At 55.9% G+C, this 20,208-nt stretch carries 22 protein-coding genes; 19 read left to right on the forward strand and 3 right to left on the reverse strand.

The window, feature by feature from the left end:
* Nucleotides 1–68 precede the first annotated feature (68 nt).
* A complete protein-coding gene (dnaA, locus tag B5V00_RS12380; RefSeq protein WP_085011121.1) occupies nucleotides 69–1,415 on the reverse strand; it encodes a chromosomal replication initiator protein DnaA in 1,347 nt (448 codons plus the stop codon).
* 473 nt (nucleotides 1,416–1,888) lie between these two features.
* On the opposite strand from dnaA, the gene rpmH reads away from it, so the two are divergent.
* From rpmH to B5V00_RS12470, 18 genes are all read left to right on the forward strand, one after another.
* Complete coding sequence (gene rpmH, locus B5V00_RS12385; protein WP_085011122.1) at nucleotides 1,889–2,038, forward strand: 50S ribosomal protein L34; 150 nt, start codon at nucleotides 1,889–1,891, stop codon at nucleotides 2,036–2,038.
* Nucleotides 2,039–2,124: 86 nt separating this feature from the next.
* Nucleotides 2,125–2,394, forward strand: coding sequence for a ribonuclease P protein component (rnpA, locus tag B5V00_RS17645; protein WP_425432587.1), 270 nt, complete (start codon nucleotides 2,125–2,127; stop codon nucleotides 2,392–2,394).
* Between the two features lie 23 nt (nucleotides 2,395–2,417).
* Nucleotides 2,418–2,630 carry a membrane protein insertion efficiency factor YidD gene (yidD, locus tag B5V00_RS12395; protein WP_085011124.1) on the forward strand — a complete coding sequence of 71 codons (213 nt, stop codon included), beginning with the start codon at nucleotides 2,418–2,420 and terminating at the stop codon, nucleotides 2,628–2,630.
* 30 nt (nucleotides 2,631–2,660) lie between these two features.
* Nucleotides 2,661–4,265: a membrane protein insertase YidC gene (gene yidC / locus B5V00_RS12400; RefSeq protein ID WP_085011125.1), complete on the forward strand. Its 1,605-nt coding sequence runs from the start codon at nucleotides 2,661–2,663 to the stop codon at nucleotides 4,263–4,265.
* Nucleotides 4,266–4,272: 7 nt separating this feature from the next.
* On the forward strand, nucleotides 4,273–4,896 hold the full coding sequence (locus B5V00_RS12405; RefSeq protein WP_085011126.1) for a Jag family protein: 624 nt from the start codon (nucleotides 4,273–4,275) through the stop codon (nucleotides 4,894–4,896).
* 2 nt (nucleotides 4,897–4,898) lie between these two features.
* The gene (gene mnmE, locus B5V00_RS12410; RefSeq protein ID WP_172399741.1) at nucleotides 4,899–6,269 is read left to right on the forward strand and encodes a tRNA uridine-5-carboxymethylaminomethyl(34) synthesis GTPase MnmE; all 1,371 of its coding nucleotides are present in this window, start codon (nucleotides 4,899–4,901) and stop codon (nucleotides 6,267–6,269) included.
* A 105-nt stretch (nucleotides 6,270–6,374) separates the two neighbouring features.
* Entirely contained in the window at nucleotides 6,375–8,234 is a 1,860-nt protein-coding gene (gene mnmG, locus B5V00_RS12415) for a tRNA uridine-5-carboxymethylaminomethyl(34) synthesis enzyme MnmG (protein ID WP_085011190.1), read from the forward strand.
* A complete protein-coding gene (gene rsmG, locus B5V00_RS12420; RefSeq protein WP_085011127.1) occupies nucleotides 8,227–8,886 on the forward strand; it encodes a 16S rRNA (guanine(527)-N(7))-methyltransferase RsmG in 660 nt (219 codons plus the stop codon). Before mnmG ends, rsmG begins: the two co-directional genes overlap by 8 nt.
* Before the next feature lie 381 nt (nucleotides 8,887–9,267).
* A complete protein-coding gene (locus B5V00_RS12425) occupies nucleotides 9,268–10,032 on the forward strand; it encodes a ParA family protein (protein WP_085011128.1) in 765 nt (254 codons plus the stop codon).
* Between the two features lie 3 nt (nucleotides 10,033–10,035).
* The gene (locus B5V00_RS12430; protein WP_085011129.1) at nucleotides 10,036–10,911 is read left to right on the forward strand and encodes a ParB/RepB/Spo0J family partition protein; all 876 of its coding nucleotides are present in this window, start codon (nucleotides 10,036–10,038) and stop codon (nucleotides 10,909–10,911) included.
* 44 nt (nucleotides 10,912–10,955) lie between these two features.
* Nucleotides 10,956–11,330: a bactofilin family protein gene (locus B5V00_RS12435; RefSeq protein WP_245803965.1), complete on the forward strand. Its 375-nt coding sequence runs from the start codon at nucleotides 10,956–10,958 to the stop codon at nucleotides 11,328–11,330.
* A 168-nt stretch (nucleotides 11,331–11,498) separates the two neighbouring features.
* Nucleotides 11,499–11,924, forward strand: a complete 426-nt coding sequence (locus B5V00_RS12440; protein WP_085011130.1) for a F0F1 ATP synthase subunit B — start codon at nucleotides 11,499–11,501, stop codon at nucleotides 11,922–11,924.
* Nucleotides 11,924–12,511, forward strand: a complete 588-nt coding sequence (gene atpF, locus B5V00_RS12445; protein WP_085011131.1) for a F0F1 ATP synthase subunit B — start codon at nucleotides 11,924–11,926, stop codon at nucleotides 12,509–12,511. The genes B5V00_RS12440 and atpF overlap by 1 nt, the downstream gene beginning before the upstream one ends.
* Nucleotides 12,508–13,050, forward strand: coding sequence for an ATP synthase F1 subunit delta (gene atpH / locus B5V00_RS12450; protein WP_085011132.1), 543 nt, complete (start codon nucleotides 12,508–12,510; stop codon nucleotides 13,048–13,050). Before atpF ends, atpH begins: the two co-directional genes overlap by 4 nt.
* Nucleotides 13,051–13,059: 9 nt before the next feature.
* Nucleotides 13,060–14,568 carry a F0F1 ATP synthase subunit alpha gene (atpA, locus tag B5V00_RS12455; protein ID WP_085011133.1) on the forward strand — a complete coding sequence of 503 codons (1,509 nt, stop codon included), beginning with the start codon at nucleotides 13,060–13,062 and terminating at the stop codon, nucleotides 14,566–14,568.
* Between the two features lie 24 nt (nucleotides 14,569–14,592).
* The gene (gene atpG / locus B5V00_RS12460; RefSeq protein WP_085011134.1) at nucleotides 14,593–15,456 is read left to right on the forward strand and encodes an ATP synthase F1 subunit gamma; all 864 of its coding nucleotides are present in this window, start codon (nucleotides 14,593–14,595) and stop codon (nucleotides 15,454–15,456) included.
* Nucleotides 15,457–15,514: 58 nt separating this feature from the next.
* Entirely contained in the window at nucleotides 15,515–16,921 is a 1,407-nt protein-coding gene (atpD, locus tag B5V00_RS12465; RefSeq protein ID WP_085011135.1) for a F0F1 ATP synthase subunit beta, read from the forward strand.
* A gap of 29 nt (nucleotides 16,922–16,950) precedes the next feature.
* Complete coding sequence (locus B5V00_RS12470) at nucleotides 16,951–17,364, forward strand: F0F1 ATP synthase subunit epsilon (protein WP_085011136.1); 414 nt, start codon at nucleotides 16,951–16,953, stop codon at nucleotides 17,362–17,364.
* Nucleotides 17,365–17,441: 77 nt separating this feature from the next.
* On the opposite strand, the gene B5V00_RS12475 is transcribed toward B5V00_RS12470, so the two are convergent.
* Complete coding sequence (locus tag B5V00_RS12475; RefSeq protein WP_172399742.1) at nucleotides 17,442–18,173, reverse strand: FadR/GntR family transcriptional regulator; 732 nt, start codon at nucleotides 18,171–18,173, stop codon at nucleotides 17,442–17,444.
* A gap of 84 nt (nucleotides 18,174–18,257) precedes the next feature.
* Between B5V00_RS12475 and dinB the strand changes: the two genes are divergently transcribed.
* A complete protein-coding gene (gene dinB, locus B5V00_RS12480) occupies nucleotides 18,258–19,466 on the forward strand; it encodes a DNA polymerase IV (protein ID WP_172399743.1) in 1,209 nt (402 codons plus the stop codon).
* Here dinB and B5V00_RS12485 read toward each other — a convergent pair.
* Nucleotides 19,425–20,207 (reverse strand): sugar phosphate isomerase/epimerase family protein, encoded by a 783-nt coding sequence (locus B5V00_RS12485; RefSeq protein WP_085011139.1) that lies wholly within the window; start codon nucleotides 20,205–20,207, stop codon nucleotides 19,425–19,427. The genes dinB and B5V00_RS12485 overlap by 42 nt on opposite strands.
* Nucleotide 20,208 lies beyond the last annotated feature (1 nt).

Below are 20,208 nucleotides of genomic sequence, written 5' to 3' on the forward strand. Positions count from 1 at the left end.
GTGGACGGACGTCCTTTTTGACCGTCATCCACAATTTGTCCCCCGCTCCCTGCACAACTTGTTACCGGTCAGGATTCAAGAGCGGCACGAATGGATCCCACGGATGCACTCAGCTGCATATCTTCAGCCATTTTAGCCTCGATCTTCTTGATTGCGTGAATAATGGTCGAGTGGTCCTTGCCGCCGAATTTATCGCCTATTTCCGGATAGGAACAGGGAGTCAGCTGGCGGGAGATATACATCGCGACCTGGCGCGGTAAAACCAGGGCCTTGAGCCTCTTGGATGATTTGAGATCGCTGACCTTGATGCCGTAATGAGCGGCGACGGTCTTCTGAATTTCTTCGATTGATATTTCGCGGCGTTTTTCGACCAGAATGTTTTTAAGTACTTCCTTGGCCATGGCCAGGGTGATCGGTGTGGCTGTCAGACTGGCATAGGCACCGATACGGATCAGGTAACCTTCGAGTTCGCGGACATTGCTGCTGATCGAGTTGGCCAGAAAAAAAGTTACATTTTCCGGCAGATCGATACCGTTCTGCTCGGCCTTGATTTTAAGGATAGCCTGCTTGGTTTCAACATCCGGGGCCTGGATATCGGCGATCAACCCCCATTCAAAGCGTGATCGCAGCCGTTCTTCAAGCCCTGGTATTTCCTTCGGAAATTTATCAGAGGTGACAACGATCTGCTTATGGCTTTCGTAGAGGGAGTTGAAGGTGTGGAAAAACTCTTCCTGGGTCCGTTCCTTGCCGGCAATGAATTGAACATCATCGATCAGCAGGACATCCATGGAACGAAATTTGTTGCGAAACTCATCCATTTTCGCATAACGCAGCGAATTTATGAGTTCATTCATGAATTTTTCCGAGGTGTAGTAGCAGATCCGCATCTCCGGATTATTCTGCAGGATGGCGTTGCCGATGGCATTGATAAGGTGTGTTTTTCCGAGTCCAACTCCGCCGTAGATGAAGAGCGGATTGTAGGTTGTGGCCGGATTGGTGGCGACAGCACGGGCGGCCGCGTAGGCAAACTGATTGGATGAACCGGAGACGAATTCGTCGAAAGTATATTTTTTGTTGAGATTGTAAACGCCGGGATTTTTCCCCACCGTTTTGGCTCTGACCGGTTCTGCGGGCTGCTGTTGAACCGGCAGTTCCGTTTCTCCCTTTTTCTGCTGCAGGGGGGCTATATCAATCTGCAGTTGGTAGGAGACGGCACCGATGGTCGAAATGGTTTCCTGAATAAGATCGGCGTAATTGTCCCTGATCCAGGAGTATATAAAGCGATTGGGAACCTCAAGCCGAACCAGGTCCTTGTCGATCGACACCAGGCGGATCGGTTTGATCCAGGTGTTGTAGTGCTGGGGCGTGAGATGCTTCTCCAGCTGCTCAAGAGTTTCCTGCCATAGAGGGTTCATTGATCAATCGATTCAGGGTGTTGCCGATTCCGGGAGGGGATGCAACCGGCGGACTATTAAAATAATTATCCACAGTCTTATGAACAGTTGTGGAAATAATTAATAACTAGCTGAAAATAGGTTGTTTCATGGAGAAAAAATAGACCTGAAAAGCGAGCTTTAAGCTAGCAGAGAGGTTATCGTTTGGCAAGAAAATTTTCACCTGTTGATGGACTCAGCCGGCTTTTCCAAGGTTCCCTTATCTCAGGTTGTCCGACAGCCGTTTTTCTTTTTTTCTATGCCTGCAGTTTCTGCTATTCGGGAAGAATTTGTTGCTGAATATCGATGGCCGTGGAAAGGCGGACTGGATCGGGATTTTGTGTCTCTTTATCGGAATGGGGATAAATTCTTGACAGTCTTCCATCAATGGGGGTAAAAGTACCCTTTGCCATAAAGCAGATAATGCTGAAACCTATATAGGAGAAAAGAAGACCATGAAACGCACTTATCAACCGAGTCGTATCAGTCGCAAGAGAACTCACGGTTTCCGTAAGCGGATGCAGAGCAAGAATGGCCAGTCGGTTATTCGTCGTCGTCGGGCCAAGGGTCGCAAGACGCTTGCAGCGACCATTCCGAGCAAATAACGGAGTCACTGGTGGGCCGGCGCGGGCAGACTTTTCCCGCTGCACACCGACTTAAAAATCGGCAGGATTTCCTGCAGTGTAAGAAAATGGGGCGCAAGGTACATACGTCCCATTTTCTTATTTTTATAGAACAGCATCAACGACCCGGGCCCAGCAGGCTCGGCTTGACGGTCAGTCGCAAGGTGGGTAATGCGGTTGTCCGTAATCGGGTCAAACGGTTGGTACGTGAATTTTTTCGTACCCGTTATCATCAGCTCGCTGCCAACTGCAGTTATTCGGTTATTGCCAAACGGAACGCCGGTGAGATCGAATTCGAAGATCTCTGTTGTCAACTTCAGGTTATCCTGAAACAGTGAGTTTTCGTTGCGGACCATCATTCATGCTGGGCAAAATCTTTATTTTTATAATAGATTTTTACCGAAAGGTGGTTTCGCCGTTTAAGCCGCCCGTCTGTCGTTTTTATCCCAGTTGTTCCTGTTATATGCGTGATGCCGTCCATAGATATGGTCCTTTTAAAGGAGTCTGGCTCGGTGTCAGGCGCCTGGTCAAGTGTGGTCCCTGGCATCCCGGTGGCTACGATCCGTTACGCTGAATTCGCGACTTATTTCCCGGAGAATGCAGTATGGAAAATAAAAATACTCTTATTGCCATCGTTCTGATGGCGGTTGTCTGGCTTGGTTTTACTTTCTTTTTCAAGCCCTCCCCGCCGGTCGTTGCTCCAGAGGTTGGTCAGCAGCAGAATGCCGCTCCGAAAGTCGTTGAAACGAAGGTGACGCAGCAGCCCGCGGCTGCTCCGATGCCGGCAGCGGATCTGGCACCCCCTGCCAATGAAGTGCTGGTTAATGTTGAAAATGATTATCTGCGATTGCAGATCAGTTCTTCCGGTGCCCGTGTCAAGCATGTTGAATTGAAGCAGTACCGGGTTTCAGCCGATGCCGATGCCGCGCCGGTTGTTTTACATCCCAACGGCCCCCTGCGCACCGCGACACTTAAAACCACGGGACGTGAAGGACTTTCGGTTCCCGCGGATGCCGATTTTCAATTGTTGTCGGGTGGAAAAAATATCAGCCTCAAACCCGGTCAAACAGCTGATCTGGTTTTTCGTTATGTTGACAAAGTCAATGGCCTGCAGGTAGATAAAATTTTTCATTTCAATGGTGATAGTTACCAGTTTGATATGAACTACCAGGTCAAAAATATTTCCACCCGGAATAAAAGTGGTGTGCTGCAATTAAGCCTGGTTCAACCCTGGGATGAGAAACTTCATTCCAGTCGTTATGATTTTATTGGCCCGGTCACTTATACCGGTAAGGATCTTGAGACCGATAAAGTTAAAAAACTGGCAGAACAGATCAAGAGTTATCGTCAACCGGTCTGGTCCGGATTTGAAACCAAGTATTTCATCAGTGCCGCTGCCCCGCTGGGAAGTGCGATTGAAAAGGTCACTGTTTCCAAAGAGGGGGAATTGATTGAAAATACCTTTTCCTCGACATACTTGAATATTGCTCCGCAGGCGACCGCGCAGATAGGGGTCAATTTCTATTTCGGTCCCCGTGATTTTGAAATACTCAAGCAGGCCGGACATCAATTCGATAAAGCCATTGACCTTGGTTTTTTTGCTGTCATCGCGTCACCTTTGCGTTATGTGCTTAAATTCTTCTATGGTTTCGTTGGTAATTACGGGGTTTCCATTATCCTGCTGACCGTCATCATCAAGCTCATCTTCTGGCCGTTGACTCAAAAAAGCTATACGTCGATGAAGGAAATGCAGAAGATTCAGCCTGAAATGGCCAAAATCAGGGAAAAATTCAAAAACGACAAGGAGCGGATGAACAAAGAGATTATGGCTCTTTATAAGGATAAAAGAGTCAATCCTCTCGGCGGTTGTCTGCCGATGGTCATCCAGATTCCAGTTTTCTTTGCCCTCTACCGGGTGTTGATGGTCGATATCGCCCTGCGGCACGCGCCCTTTGTTTTCTGGTTGCAGGATCTCTCTGCCAAAGATCCCTATTACATCACTCCGGTTATTATGGGGGTGACCATGTTTATCCAGCAGAAAATGACCCCTTCGACCATGGACCCGAAACAGGCCAAAATGTTCATGATGATGCCGGTTGTTTTTACCTTCCTGTTTCTGAATTTCCCTTCCGGCCTGGTTGTCTACTGGTTGACCAATAACCTGTTGACCATTGGTCAACAGTACATGATTCATCGTAAACCGTCCTGAAAGGTTCATGGTTCAGGAACTTCTTCATTTTCGGGTGTCGGCAACCGGTCTGCCCGAAGCCGTTGATCGGGGGGTGCAGTATTTCAACTGCAACCGCGGTGATCTGGAAGCGGATATTCTGCAACCGCCGCGACAGGGTTTGTTTGGTCTGTTCGGTCGCAAAAATGCCGTGGTGCGATTACGGGTTATCAATCGCGTTCAGGCCGGCCGGTTGATTCTGGAGAAGTTGCTGTCGCTGATCGGAATAGATGCCCGGGTCGAGATTTCAACCCCGGCGCTGACCCTCAATATCATCTCTGATCAGAGTGCCCTTGTTATCGGCCGTCACGGCCAGACGATTGACAGCCTGGAAATCGTGCTTAACGGTCTTCTCGATCGTGTCCTGCCGGGCGGAGGTCGACTGGTTGTTGATTGCGATGGCTACCGGCAGAGACGTCTTGCCGCCTTACAGGGACTCGCCCGTAAACTGGTTCGGCAGGCCAGGGAATCGGGTGGGACCGCCATCAGTGAATCTCTGCCCGGAGATCAATGTCGTATTCTGCAGCAGTTGCTGACCAGGATGCCCGGTATTACCGTACGGACCCGGGGACAAGGCCATCTGAAGAAAATGGTTGTCGGGTTAAAGGCCTGATTGTGAATACTGAAAAGACCATTATCGCTCCGGCAACTCCACCAGGTGAAGGCGGGCTGGCTGTTGTCCGGCTGTCCGGGCCCTCTTCCGAGGAGCTGTTGCGACGTTTCTTCAAACCTTCCGGTAAATTCCCGTCCCTTGACAGTCATCGGCTTTATCACGGTCATCTTGTTGACGCAAACGGTTCTCTGATCGATGAAGTCATGGCAGTCATTATGCGTTCGCCACGCACCTTTACCCGGGAAGACGTAGCTGAGATTCATTGCCATGGCGGTCCGCTGATTGTTCAGCAGATTCTTGATCTTTTTATTGATGCCGGTGCTATTCTTGCCCAGCCGGGTGAATTTACGCTGCGGGCCTTCCTCAATGGACGAATCGATCTGGCACAGGCTGAAGCTGTGGCGGATCTGATTCATGCCCGCTCTGTTTCAGCCCAAAGAGTTGCCCTGAATCAGCTGCAAGGAAAACTTTCACAGATAATCAGGATTTACCATCGGCAGGTGGTTGATTTACTGGCGTTGGTTGAGGCGCATATCGATTTTCTTGAAGAGGATATTTCGCCACCTCAACCCGATGTTCTCTGCCGTTCGGCAGAAGACATTATTGAAGCGATTGAAGATCTGATTGCGGGTTTCAACAGTGGTCGGATGATACATGATGGGTTGCGAATACTGCTGGCAGGAAAGCCGAATGTCGGTAAAAGTTCTCTTCTCAACTGTCTTCTTGGAGAATCTCGGGCCATTGTATCCCCGTCTGCCGGAACAACCCGGGATATAATCGAAGAATCGTTGTTGCTGCACGATCTTCCTGTACGCTTGATAGATACCGCCGGCATACGTCATACTGACGATTCGGTTGAACAGGAAGGTGTTCGCAGGGCGCGGGAAAAAGCCGGCAGCGCCGATCTGGTACTGTTGCTGATCAATGCTGATCAGCACCCGGATCAGGATGATTTACTGGCCCTGGATTCATGTCGCGATCAGAAGTTGCTGCTTGTCATAAATAAGCAGGATCTTTCTCCCTCGGTTCAACTGTCTTCACCCTGGTCGGACTATCCCCGGGTTTTTATCAGTGCAAAATACAGACAGAATATCGATGGCCTGATAGAGGCCGTACGCGATCTGGCCGGTCTTTCAGGTGGCGCGGACAGCAGTGAATCGGTCATGCTTTACGAACGCCGTCACTATCAGTCCCTGCTGCAGGCCAAATCTTGTCTGCAACGGTTTATTTCCGGATGCCGGGCAGGTTTTGGTTTTGAATTATTAGCCCTTGATCTGCGCGATACTCTGCGGGCAATTGGTCTGATTACCGGTGAAACCACTCCGGACCAGGTTCTTGACCGGATTTTCAGTCGGTTCTGTATCGGAAAATAATGAAATTGTTTCACGTGGAACATTTCCACAAGATGTTGTGGTTGGACGACCTCATTAATCGACATGCTGTGGCGGTGTTGTTCATAAGGAAACAGGATGCCGACCATGTTCAGTTATGGTAAGGATTATCAGGTTATCGTTGTCGGTGCCGGGCATGCCGGCTGTGAAGCGGCGCTGGCCGCCGCACGGATCGGTTGTTCCACCCTGCTGCTGAACCTGAGTCTGGATGCAGTAGCGCAGATGTCCTGCAATCCGGCGATCGGCGGTCTCGCCAAGGGTCACCTGGTCAAGGAAATCGATGCGCTCGGCGGCGAAATGGGGCTCACTATTGACGCCACCGGAATACAGTTTCGGGTCTTGAATACCCGTAAGGGTCCCGCAGTCAGGGCTTCGCGGGCTCAGGCCGACCGGCGTGCCTACGCCTTGCGGATGAAACAGATTCTCGAAGCGGAACCGCGACTTGATCTTAAACAGGGCGCGGTGGATGCCCTGGTGGTTGAGAACGGTCAGGTGCGCGGAGTAAAAACCCGTGAAGGAATTACTTACCGGGGACAGAATGTGGTGCTGACCACCGGGACCTTCATGCGCGGCCTGATTCATGTCGGTTTGAATCATTATCCCGGCGGTCGTGCCGGAGAGCCTCCTTCGGTCGGCCTGTCAGACAATCTTCGCAATCTCGGTCTGCAGGTCGGTCGACTGAAAACCGGTACGCCGGCGCGGCTCGATCGCAACAGTATCGACTTTTCCTGTCTTGAAGAACAATTTGGAGATGATCATCCGCGCCCCTTCTCTTTTCTGAATCGATGTATTGAGCAGTCGCAGGTTTCCTGCTACATCACCTACACCAATGAGCGTACCCACGAGATAATCCGCCAGGGGCTTGACCGGTCGCCTCTTTATAGCGGCATTATTGAGGGTGTCGGACCACGCTACTGCCCTTCTATTGAAGATAAAGTAGTGCGATTCCCGGATAAGGATCGCCACCAGCTATTTCTCGAACCGGAGGGTTTACAGAGTAGCGAGATCTATCCCAACGGCGTCTCAACGTCTCTTCCCCCCGATGTGCAGCTCGCATTTCTGCGGTCCATCAGCGGGTTGGAACAGGTGGAGATCATGCGACCGGGTTATGCCATCGAGTACGACTATGTCGACCCGATCCAGCTGCAACCCACCCTGGAGACCAAGTTGATTGAAGGTCTTTTTCATGCCGGGCAGATCAACGGCACTTCCGGCTATGAGGAGGCGGCGGCACAGGGACTGATCGCCGGCATCAATGCCGCCCGTCGGGCCCGGGGTGAAGAACCGCTGATCCTGCGCCGCGACCAGGCCTATATCGGGGTGCTGATCGACGACCTGATCAATCTCGGTGCGCCGGAACCCTATCGGATGTTTACGTCACGGGCTGAATACCGGCTGTTGTTGCGTGAGGATAATGCCGATCAGCGGTTGACCCCCCTCGGCCGTGAAGTGGGCCTGGTTGACGATGCGCGCTGGGCGGCCTTTGAGGAGAAAATAGGCCAACTCGGCAGAGCCCGGGAGATCGCCGGGCGGGTGCGTGTGGCACCCGGTGACCGGAAACAGGTGGCGCGGCTCGGATTGCAGGAGCTGAACAATGGGGCCAGTCTGGAAGAACTGCTGCGCCGTCCGCAGTTGACGATTAAAGACCTGGCATGGCTGGATGAGGAATTGGAAGGTTTCTCCAGTGAAGTTCTTGAACAGCTGGAGATCGAGACCAAGTATGCCGGTTATATCCGCCGCCAGGAGGACGAGGTTGCCCGCTTCCGGAAGACCGAAGAGGTGCGGATTCCGGATAATTTCCACTACGCCGAAATTGGCGGCATGTCAGCCGAAGTGATTGAAAAACTGGAGAAAATTCGTCCAAGAACCCTCGGTCAGGCGGCCCGGATACCCGGTGTGACCCCGGCCGCGGTGGCCATACTGTCGGTCCTGTTGCGCCGTGGCTGAACTCAGTTTGCAACGGCGTCTGGCCGATCTGCTCAGGAAGGCGGAGTTGCCGGTGGCGGAGGATCGGCAGGTTGACCTGTTGCGCTACCTTGAGGAACTGGCACGCTGGAACCGTAGCCATAATCTGACTGCCGTAAGTGAACCGGTAGCAGCCCTGGAAACCCACCTGGTCGATTCCCTGACCCTGCTTCCCCTCCTGCCGGAAAGCTGCACCCTGCTCGATTTCGGCTCAGGTGCCGGTCTTCCCGGTTTGCCTCTGAGGATCGTCCGTGACGACCTGCGCCTGACCTCACTTGACGCGGTCGGCAAGAAACTCGCCTTTCAGCGACATCTGGCCCGGGTTCTGCGGTTGCGTGACATCGATTTCGTCCATGCCCGACTGGAGGATTTTTCCGCCGCCGGCGAAAATCATGGCCGTTACCAGCGGATCGTCTTTCGGGCCGTGGGAGAAATCGATCGATTTGCACCATTGGTTCTGCCTTTGTTGGAGCCGGGCGGTCTCTGGATCGCGATGAAGGGCCCCGATGGTCAGCAGGACTGGAAAAATTTCTGCGGGCAACCCCTGGCGGGTTTTCGCAATCATGCCTGCCTGTCGCTGAAACTGCCTTCCTGCGGTGCCGAGCGCAACCTGCTTTGCTTCGAAAAAGAATAGAACCTGAATCCGTGATTCAGGTCGAAATCATGATGGCGTCGCAAAAACTCACCAGCAGCTGCTGAGGAGCTGCGTGTGTCGCGTTCTTTCGGTACGCTTTGCTCGATAACCGCGCGCCTGTTGCTGCATTCAGCCAGGACCATGAATGCGCAGCAACCAGCAGGGTCGCATGGATGTCTTCCTCTGCTTCCCCACGCGACAACCGGTGAGTCATAAAAAACACTATATCTGGTGGGCCTGGTTTATGTATCCACAAGATATTGCAAGTATTTGAAAAGGTAGCATTTCTTCTTCAACGTCGCGGGTGAATATGTTAGTCTTGGCGGCCTGAACTTACCACCTGGACCGTCCGGTTCGGGTTTTAAAACCGGAGAGGTTTTCATGGCCCGGATTATTGCAATTGCCAACCAGAAGGGAGGGGTCGGCAAGACGACCACGGCGGTCAATCTGGCCGCGTCGTTGTCGGCTGCCGAAAAGTCCACCCTGCTGGTCGATATGGACCCCCAGGGAAACGCCACCAGTGGTGTCGGGATCGACAAGGAGGCGCTCGAGGCGACCGTCTACAACGGCCTGCTCGAAGAAGCCGGAGCCGTCGACCTGCTCTGCCGTACGGAACTGGAGCAGCTGCATATCCTGCCGGCCGATCCGGATCTGATCGGCGCCGAAGTTGAACTTGTGGCGGCCGACGGCCGGGAACGGCGACTCAAGGCCCTGCTGGCAGAGATCGAAGACAACTATGATTACATTCTGATCGACTGCCCTCCATCGCTCGGTCTGTTGACCATCAATGCCCTGACCGCGGCGGAAAAAGTGCTGATTCCGATGCAGTGCGAGTACTACGCCATGGAGGGGCTCAGCCAGTTGCTCAATACCATTTCTCTTATTCAGCAGGATCTCAACCCGCGATTGACCATCGGCTACATCCTGTTGACCATGTTCGACAGTCGCAACAACCTCTCCCACCAGGTCGGTGAGGAAATCCGCACCCATTTCAACCGTCAGTTGTGTGAAACGGTGATTCCACGCAATGTGCGGCTTTCCGAAGCGCCAAGCCACGGGTTGCCGGTGCTGCTTTACGATATCGCTTCGAAAGGGTCGCAGGCCTATCTCGACCTGGCCCGGGAAATTATTCAGGCGGAGGTTTGACGAATGGCCAAGCGACCTGCACTCGGCAAGGGGATCGGAGCCCTGATCCCGGGAAATGTCAAGGCGGTGCCGACCACAGACGGCACCCGGGGCAGCAAATATTTTCTCTGTCCCATCGAGGAACTCAAACCGCACAGCAAGCAGCCGCGCAAGACCTTTGACGACGCGAAAATGACCGAACTGGTCGCCTCGATCAAGGAAAAAGGGGTGATTCAGCCCCTGGTGGTCCGACACCATGACGACCATTACCAGATCATTGCCGGTGAACGCCGCTGGCGGGCGGCGCAAAAAGCCGGATTGAAGGAAGTGCCGGTCGTCATTCAGGATGTTTCCGAGGATTGGGCGCTGGAAATGGCGCTGATCGAAAATATCCAGCGTGAGGATCTCAATCCGATCGAAGAGGCCGAGGCCTACCGCCATCTGATGGAGAGCTTTGACCTCTCACAGGAAGAAGTTGCCAAGCGGGTCGGCCGGGAAAGGTCCACGGTTGCCAATATGCTGCGCCTGCTCAAGCTGCCGGGTAAGGTCCGCGGCGACGTGATTGCCGGTCATCTCAGCATGGGACATGCCCGCGCCCTGCTCGGTCTTGAGGACGAAGAGGATATCGTCGAAGCACGCGAACAGGTTCTGGCGCGCAAACTGTCGGTCCGTGAATGCGAGGCCCTGGTCAAAAAAATCAAGAATTTCGGTCGTGTGCCGAAGAACAAGTCTGAACCGGCAACCGTTGATCCGGAGTTGAAGCGGCTTGAAGTCGAATTGAAACGGACCCTCGGCACCCAGGTGCGCATTCAGCCCCGGGGCAAGGGAGGCCGTATCGAAGTCAGTTATTTTTCCCCCGCCGAACTGGAGCGCCTGCTTGCTCTGTTCGGAGTCAGCTGAGGGGATCGTTATTCATGCTGCGCAAGAGGAGGGAGCCCGTCATCATGCGTAAAGATCAGGCAATCGACAAGGGGGACATCAAGGCCTTTCTCGGTCCCGGCAGTCAGTTTGAGGGTAAATTGCTGTTTGATGAGATCGTTCGGCTCGATGGCCGTTTCAGTGGCGAGATTGTCAGCAAGGACACCCTGATCGTCGGTCAGGAGGCGGAAATCGAGGCCGAAGTTACGGTCGGTACCCTGATTCTCTCGGGCCGATTCAAAGGCAATATCAAGGCCGGCTGCAAGGTCGACCTGCGGGCCCCTGCCCGGGTCGAGGGCAATATCGAGACCCCGGTGCTGGTGGTCGAGGAAGGGGTGATTCTTAACAGCACCCTGCATATGGACGGGGCGAAAAAGGTCCCCGTCAACAAGACTTCCTGAGGGGCGAGTTTCGTCGCGAGGGGGAAAAAACAAAACAGCATCTTGACAGCGTTGGGAGGGGTATGTTAGCAATGCGCTGATTTGCCGCAGGGCAAACTTTTTTATCCCCCCGATACTTGTATACAGTATACCGACAGCCGAACCTAATTACCAGGCAGAGGACAGCCAGTGATCAGCCTCGACATTACTCTTGTTATTCAGTTTGTCAATTTCGTCATCCTCATGGCCATCCTTAACATGGTGCTCTACCGTCCGCTACGCCGGATGATTGAGCAACGCAAGGAAACCATCGAGGGCAACCGCCGGGCCGCCGACGATCTGGAGGCGAGCATCGAAGAAAAGATGACCCGCTACCAGCAGCAGTTGCAGGAAGCCCGCCTCAAGGGCAACCAGGAACGTGCTGCCCTGCGTCAGGCCGCTCTTGAGGAAGAAAGCAAAACCCTGGGCGCGGCCCATGAGCAGGCCTCGGCAAAACTGCAGGCGATCAAGGAGCAGGTGGCTGCGGAGGCCGCCGTCGCCCGCGAGGCGCTGAAAAAGGAAACCGAGGCGCTGGCCGGTGAAATTGCCAGCAAGATTCTCGGGAGGAAGCTGTAATGTCGAATACCAAGTCCAATCTTTTCAAGACCCTGATTGTTTTCGCCATTGTCCTGGCCGCCGGCACGGTCTTCGCCTCGGGTGGGGAGCATCAGGCCGACGGCGGGGTATTGCTCAAGGATTTTCTCTGGCGCTGCCTGAACTTTGCCGTCACTCTCGGCCTGCTCGCCTATTTCGTCACCAAGCCGTTGCGCAACGGTCTGGCCGGCCGCCGGCAGGGCATTGCCGACAGCCTGGCCGCCGCTGAAAAGATGAAGGCCGAGGCCGAGGCCAAGTTTGCCGAATATGACCGCAAGCTGAGCCGGGCCGCCGAAGAGATTGAGGAGATCTATCAGCAGATCCGCCACGAAGGTGAACGGGAAAAGGAGCGAATTCTCGACGAAGCCCGGCAAATGGCCGTCAAGATCAAGAGTGAAGCCGAAAAATCGGCAACTCTCGAGGTCGCCAGGGCGCGCCGCGAACTGCGTGAGGAAGCCTCCCGTCTCGCGGTCGAGATTGCCGAGGAGATGTTGCGCAAGAAATTCACCAAGAAAGACCAGACCCGTCTGGTGGATGAATATATTCAGAAGGTGGGAGAGTTACATTGAGCACCAGTGCGATAGCAAAACGATATGCCAGGGCGCTGGTCGGCATTGCTGCCGAACAGCAGACGGTGGAGCAGTACGGCAGTGAACTCGGCAGGGTCCGTGAGGCCTTCGGAGTGGAAAAATACCTGCGGCTGATCCTGGAGAGCCCCACCTTCCCGCTCAACAAGAAGGCGGCTATTCTCAATGACCTGATGGAGTTGCTTGAACTCTCCGAGGGTATGCGGGCCTTTCTCGGCCTGTTGCTGGAAAAGGACCGTCTGCAGTATCTGGCCCAGATCGAGCGTGACTACAGCCGGCTCGCCGATGAGATGGCCGGCCTGGTCCGGGCCGCGGTGACCGCCTCGCGGGAGCTTGATGTCAAGCAGCAGCAGGCGATCAAAGCCGGGCTGGAACAGCAGACCGGCAAGCAGGTCGAACTGAGCATCGCCGTTGACGAAGAACTGATCGGCGGGTTGCAGGTCGAGATCGGCGGCCGCCTGTTCGACGGCAGTCTGAAAACGCAATTGAAGCGCATTGAAGATACCTTAAAAAAGGGGTGAGAAGGACTTATGGAAATCAGAGCAGAAGAGATCAGCGCGATCATCAAGAAACAGATCGAGAACTTCGGTCGCGAGGTGGAGGTCAGCGAGACCGGCACCATCATTTCGGTTGGTGACGGCATCGCCCGTATTCACGGTCTGGATAAAGCGATGGCCGGCGAGTTGCTGGAATTCCCCGGCAACATCATGGGCATGGTTCTCAACCTCGAAGAAGATAATGTCGGTGCCGCCATTCTCGGTGAAGCCCAGCACATCAAGGAAGGCGATACCGTCAAGCGCACCGAGCAGATCGTGCAGGTTCCGGTCGGTGAAAAGCTGCTCGGCCGGGTGGTCAACGGCATCGGAATTCCGATCGACGGCCTCGGTGAGATCGAGACCGACGATTACCGCAAGGTCGAGATCAAGGCTCCCGGCATTGTCGCCCGTAAATCGGTTCACGAGCCGATGCAGACCGGTCTCAAAGCGATCGACTCAATGGTTCCCATCGGCCGCGGTCAGCGCGAACTGATCATCGGCGACCGCCAGACCGGCAAGACCGCCGTCGCCATCGACACCATCATCAACCAGAAGGGCAACGGCGTGGTCTGCATCTACGTCGCCATCGGCCAGAAACGTTCCACGGTCGCCCAGGTGGTTGACAAACTCAAGAGCCACGGCGCCATGGATTACACCATCGTCGTCGCCGCGACCGCGTCCGACCCCGCTCCGCTGCAGTTTATCTCCCCCTACACCGGGGTCACCATGGGCGAGTTCTTCCGCGATACCGGCAAACACGCTCTGATTATCTATGATGATCTCTCCAAGCAGGCGGTCGCCTACCGGCAGCTCTCCCTGCTGCTGCGCCGCCCGCCGGGACGTGAGGCCTATCCGGGCGATGTCTTCTACCTGCACAGCCGTCTTCTGGAGCGTGCCGCCAAGCTGAACGATGACCTCGGTGCCGGTTCATTGACCGCGTTGCCGATTATCGAGACCCAGGCGGGTGACGTTTCGGCCTATATCCCGACCAACGTCATCTCCATTACTGATGGCCAGATTTTCCTCGAAACCGACCTCTTCTACTCCGGTGTCCGTCCGGCGATCAACGTCGGCCTGTCGGTTTCCCGCGTTGGCGGCAGCGCTCAGGTCAAGGCGATGAAGCAGGTCGCCGGCACCCTGCGCCTGGCGTTGGCCCAGTATCGTGAAATGGCCGCCTTCGCCCAGTTCGGTTCCGATCTCGACGCCGCCACCCAGCGTCAGCTCAATCGCGGTGCACGGCTGGTCGAGATCCTCAAGCAGGGCCAGTATCAGCCGCTGCCGGTTGCCAAGCAGGTGCTGGCGATCTACGCCGCCAGCAATGGCTATGTCGACGAGTACCCGGCCACCGCGGTGCAGCGCTACGAGAAGGAGCTGCTCTCCTTCCTTGAAGGCAGCCACGCCGACCTGATCAAGGATCTTGGCGAGAAAAATGCCATCGACGATGAACTCGAGGGCCGGATCAAGGCCGCTCTGGAGGAGTTCAAAGGCCAGTTCGTCGCCTGATAACCCGACTGCGAAGGTAGCGAAATGCCCAGTCTGAAGGATATTAAAAAACGTATCGGCTCGGTCAAGAACACCAGCCAGATCACTAAGGCGATGAAAATGGTCTCGGCCGCCAAGCTGCGCCGTGCCCAGGAGGCCGTGGTGGCGGCCCGACCCTACGCCGACAAGCTGAACTATGTGCTTTCCAGTCTTGCCCTGCGCGAAGATCACGAAGCCCATCCGTTGTTGCAGGAACGGGGCAAGAAGAAAGCCCTGGTGCTGCTGTTGACGGCGGATCGCGGACTCTGCGGCGGCTTCAACGCCAATATCTCCAAGACGGCGGAGAAGTTCATCAAGGAGCGGACTGACGGCTTTGAAGAGTACGAGCTGATGATTGTCGGGCGCAAGGGAGCCGATTATCTGCGGCATCGTAATGTGCCGATCGGCAAGGTCCATGCCGGCATTACCTCCGGCATCAATTATCATACCGCGGCACTGATCGGCAGTGAGGTGGTCGAAGGCTACCTCGCGGATCAGTACGATGCTGTCTACCTGATCTACAACGCGTTTCAGAGCGCGATCACGCAGGTTCCGACGATCCGCAGGTTGTTGCCGATCGAACCGGCCCAGGTCGACGAACGCGAGCATATCGCCCAGTATATTTACGAGCCGGGCAAAACCGAGGTTTTGAGCCAGATTCTGCCCAAGCAGGTCGAGGTGCAGATCTTCCGCGGGCTGCTCGAATCGGTCGCTTCGGAGCATGGCGCGCGGATGAGCGCCATGGACAGTGCCAGCAAGAACGCGGCCGAGATGATCAACAAGCTGACCCTGCAGTACAACCGCGCCCGTCAGGCGGCGATCACCAAGGAACTGATGGAGATCATTTCCGGCGCCGAGGCGATCAAATAGTCGAAAACACAGCTGAAGATAATGCGGCTTAGAGGAAAACACGGAGGATAGGTTCACCATGAATAAAGGGAAAATCACTCAGGTCATCGGACCCGTCATCGACGTTGAGTTCGAGGCGGGAAAACTCCCGGAAATCTACTACGCACTGAAGGTTACCAACCCGAGTCTCGATGATCGTGAATGGAACCTGGTCTGTGAGGTCGCCCAGCATCTCGGTGAGAACACCGTGCGCGCCATTGCCATGGATTCGACCGACGGTCTGGTTCGCGGCCAGGAAGTTCTCGACACCGGCAAGCAGATCGTCATGCCGGTCGGCAAGGCGACCCTCGGCCGGATCCTCAACGTGATCGGCGAGCCGGTCGACGAGGCCGGACCGGTCAACGCTGAAGTCGAGTGGGAAATTCATCGTCCGACTCCCGAATTCGTGGAACAGTCGGTTGATGTCCAGGCCTTCGAGACCGGCATCAAGGTCGTCGACCTGCTCGCTCCCTACGCTCGTGGCGGCAAGATCGGCCTGTTCGGTGGAGCCGGGGTCGGCAAGACGGTTCTGATCATGGAACTGATCCACAATATCGCCAAGCAGCACGGCGGTTTCTCGGTGTTCGCCGGCGTCGGCGAGCGGACCCGTGAGGGCAACGACCTCTGGCACGAGATGAAGGATTCCGGTGTTCTCGACAAGGCGGCGCTGATCTACGGGCAGATGAACGAGCCCCCCGGTGCCCGTGCCCGCGTCGCCCTCTCCGCCCTGACCTGCGCCGAGTACTTCCGTGACGAAGAGGGCCAGGACGTGCTGCTGTTCGTCGACAACATCTTCCGCTTCACCCAGGCCGGTTCCGAGGTTTCGGCGCTGCTCGGCCGTATCCCTTCGGCGGTCGGTTACCAGCCGACCCTGTCGACCGAGATGGGTGAACTGCAGGAGCGGATCACCACCACCACCAAGGGTTCGATCACCTCGGTCCAGGCGATCTACGTTCCGGCCGACGACCTCACCGACCCGGCGCCGGCGACCGCTTTCGCCCATCTCGACGCGACCACGGTCCTTTCCCGCCAGATCGCCGAGCTCGGTATCTATCCGGCGGTTGATCCGCTTGATTCGACCAGCCGGATTCTTGATCCGCAGGTGGTCGGCGAAGAGCACTACAAGGTCGCCCGTGACGTGCAGTACGTGCTGCAGCGTTACAAGGATCTGCAGGATATTATCGCCATTCTCGGTATGGATGAACTTTCCGAGGAAGACAAACTGGTGGTTGCCCGTGCGCGGAAAATCCAGCGTTTTCTCTCCCAGCCGTTCCACGTGGCTGAGGTCTTCACCGGATCACCCGGCAAATATGTTGAGCTGGCCGACACCATCAAGGGATTCCAGGAAATCGTTGCCGGCAAGCACGATGAGATTCCCGAGCAGGCATTCTACATGGTCGGCACCATCGAAGAGGCCCTGGAGAAAGCCAAAGAACTGGCCGCCTGATCGTTTCGGCCTTGAAGAGGACCTAGTACATGGCAGAAAAACTGACACTGCAATTGGTTACGCCCTACAAGAAGGTGCTTACCGCCGAGGTTGACGAGGTAACGGCCCCGGGAACCCTGGGCGAACTGGGTCTGTTGCCGGGACATACTCCGTTGCTGACGACCCTGAAGATCGGCGAGCTTTCCTACAAGCAGGGTAACGAAAACTTTCATGTTGCCGTCAACTGGGGCTATCTCGAAGTCGAGGATGATCAGGTTAATGTTCTGGTCGAAACGGCCGAACCGGCCGATGAAATCGATCTCGAACGCGCCAGAGCGGCCCTTGGTCGGGCCGAAGAAAAACTCAAGGGGCTCGATCCCGAAGACAAGAATTTCAAGATCATGGAAGCCGCCCTGGAGCGGGCGCTGATCAGGATTCAGGTTGCCGGCCACAAGGGCCGTTGATTCTATTCATAACGACAGTAAAAAAAGGGCGACCTTCCGGGGTCGCCCTTTTTTATTGGCTGCTGAATCAGCAAGCTTCAGCCGAGCAGCTGATCATCCTCTTCAAGCTGGCGCATCTTGTCCATGACCAGTTCCAGGTGGATGCGCATCGCCTCGCGGGCCCGTTCCGGTTGATGGGCACGGATAGCCTCAAGGATTTCAAGGTGATGTTTCATCAGCAGGTCGATGTAGCCTTCCTTCTGGTAGAATTCCATCAGGGCGACCATGATGGTGGTGTGGAACAGTTCCTGGATGGTGTTGAGGACATGCAGCTGGATGGTATTGTGCGCCGCGGCGGTGATGGCATAATGAAATCTGGCGTCAATGTCGGGTTTCCAGCCGCCATTGCTGGCCTGGCGTTTCATTTCCTGATAGAGATCGTCAAGGCGGGCAATGTCTTCGGGGGTGGCGCGTTCGGCGGCCAGATAGGCCGACCAGGTTTCGAGCCCCATGCGGACCTCAGCCAGGGAATAGAGCATTTTCGGATTTTTCTCGACCATGCTGGTCAAGGGGTCGGCCATGGTGGCTTCGGTCAATGAGAGGACGAAGGTTCCCCCGCCCTGGCGCGACTCGACCAGTCCCATCGCTTCCAGCACCATGATTGCCTCGCGGACGGACGGGCGGCTGACACCGAGCAGTGACGCTAGCTCCCTCTCTGATGGGACGCGTTCACCCGGCTTCAGCTCTCCCTCGGAAATCAGGGTTCTGATCTGTTCAACGATTTCTTCGGAGATTTTCTTCGGACGGATGGGCTTGAAAACGTTGGTCATTCCATTGCTCCACGGGGTGAATTGGTAAGACCAGTTTTTTAACACTGATAACAATAAAAGGCAAGCTGCGCCATGACGGGAACCGTGACCGATAAAACTATCATTCATTGTGACATGGATGCTTTCTTCGCCTCCGTCGAGCAGCTGGACCGGCCTGATCTGGCCGGAAGGCCGGTGCTGGTCGGCGGCAGTCGCGAGCGGGGTGTGGTCAGCGCCTGTTCGTACCAGGCCCGACCGTTTGGAGTTCGTTCCGGGATGGCGATGAGCAAGGCCCTGGCGCGTTGCCCCGGGGCGATGGTTCTGCCGGTGAGGATGGAGCGCTACCAGCAGGTGTCACGGCAGGTTTTTGCGATTTTCTCAGACTACAGCGACCTGATCGAACCGCTTTCCATCGATGAGGCTTTTCTCGATGTCAGTGGGTGCCTGCGTCTGCTGGGGCCCGGGGTGAAGATAGCCGAAGCCATTCGCCACCGGGTGCGCCGGGACCTCGGCCTGCCGATCAGTGCCGGAGTGGCGCCCAACAAGTTTCTCGCCAAGCTCGCTTCGGAAGAAGCCAAGCCGGATGGGCTGCTGGAGATTCTTCCCGAGCAGGTGGATGACTTTCTGTTGCCCTTGGATATCGGCAAGCTCTGGGGGGTCGGTCGAGTGATGGCGGACAAACTTCGAGCCCTGGGTATCGACCGGGTTTCTGACCTGCGCGGGTGGCGGCGCGAGGATCTCAGTCGACGCTTCGGTCGCGAGGGGGCCAGGCTTTATGAGCTTGCGCGTGGAATCGACCCCAGACCGGTTGTGCCGGGGCGCGAAATCAAGTCGATCGGCGCCGAGGAGACCTTCTCCCGGGATCTCACGGATCCGGAAGAGATACGCCGCCAGCTGCTGTCTCAGGCTGAGAAGGTCGCGCGCCGGGTACGCAAGCAGGGATTGGCGGCGATGGGTCTGATGCTGAAAATAAAATATGCGGATTTTTCAACCCGGAGCAGAAGCCACCGGTTCCGGAACCCCGCGCGCGAGGCCGAGGAGATCTGGCGGGCAACGCTGGAGCTGCTGAAAGATACCGAGGCCGGGTTGAGGCCGGTGCGATTGACCGGTATCTACCTGACCGATCTGGTCAACCCGGGGCGGGGCCAGCAGGAACTCTTCTGTGACCCGATGGCGGAACGCCGGCAGAAGTTGATCCGCGCCATCGACGAGTTGCAGGACCGTTTCGGTTCGAAGGCAACCAGGCGTGCGACCCTGCTCAAACAAAAAGGTTCAGTTCAAGGCGTCCAGAAAGGGGAGGACGGCGGCGAGTGAATGATCGAGATGCGTCTGGCTGTGGGCTTCAAGGGTGATGCTCGGGCGCAGGCCGGTTTCCGTGAGATGTGACCAGAGTGGAGTGAAGTCGATCTGCCCGGCACCGACCGGCAGGTGGTCGTCCTGGCGGCCGAAATTGTCGTGCAGGTGGAGGTGAAAGAGCTTGCTGTCGAGACTCTGCAGCCACGCGGCCAGGGTCGGCTTTCCGAACAGAGCCCAATGACCGATATCGAAACAGTGACCGAAGGACGGATGATCAAGGCCGTCGACCTGTTCCCGCAGCAGAACGGAATCCTCATCATAGATATTTTCCAGCGCCAGGCGGATTCCCAGACGTTCGGCCCTGACACAGAGTTGCGGCCAGAAGTGCAGTGCCTGCTGCAGCCAGGCACGACGCTGCTTGCCATAGCGCCAGCTGTCGTAGCCGGGATGAAACACCACCAGCCGGGCAGCAAGACGATCCGCGGCATCAAGGGTCTGTAGAAAACGCTTCAGGGTCGCCTGCTGAACCAGCGGTTCCACGGCACCGGCGTTGAGATCCATGAACGGGGCGTGGACGGTGACCGCCAGCGAGGCGGCTTGAAAGCGGGCTCCGAGATTGGTGAAATAGCCCGGTTCATGCAGGTCGAGATCAATCGCCTGCAGACCGAGTTCAGGTTGCAGCCGGCGCTCCAGCAGGCTCGGCAGATACATTTCGACCTGTCGGAAGGGGACGTGGACATGCAGAAAGGATGGCACCATG

The sequence above is a fragment of the Geothermobacter hydrogeniphilus genome, assembly GCF_002093115.1.
Classification (GTDB): Bacteria; Desulfobacterota; Desulfuromonadia; order Desulfuromonadales; family Geothermobacteraceae; genus Geothermobacter_A; species Geothermobacter_A hydrogeniphilus.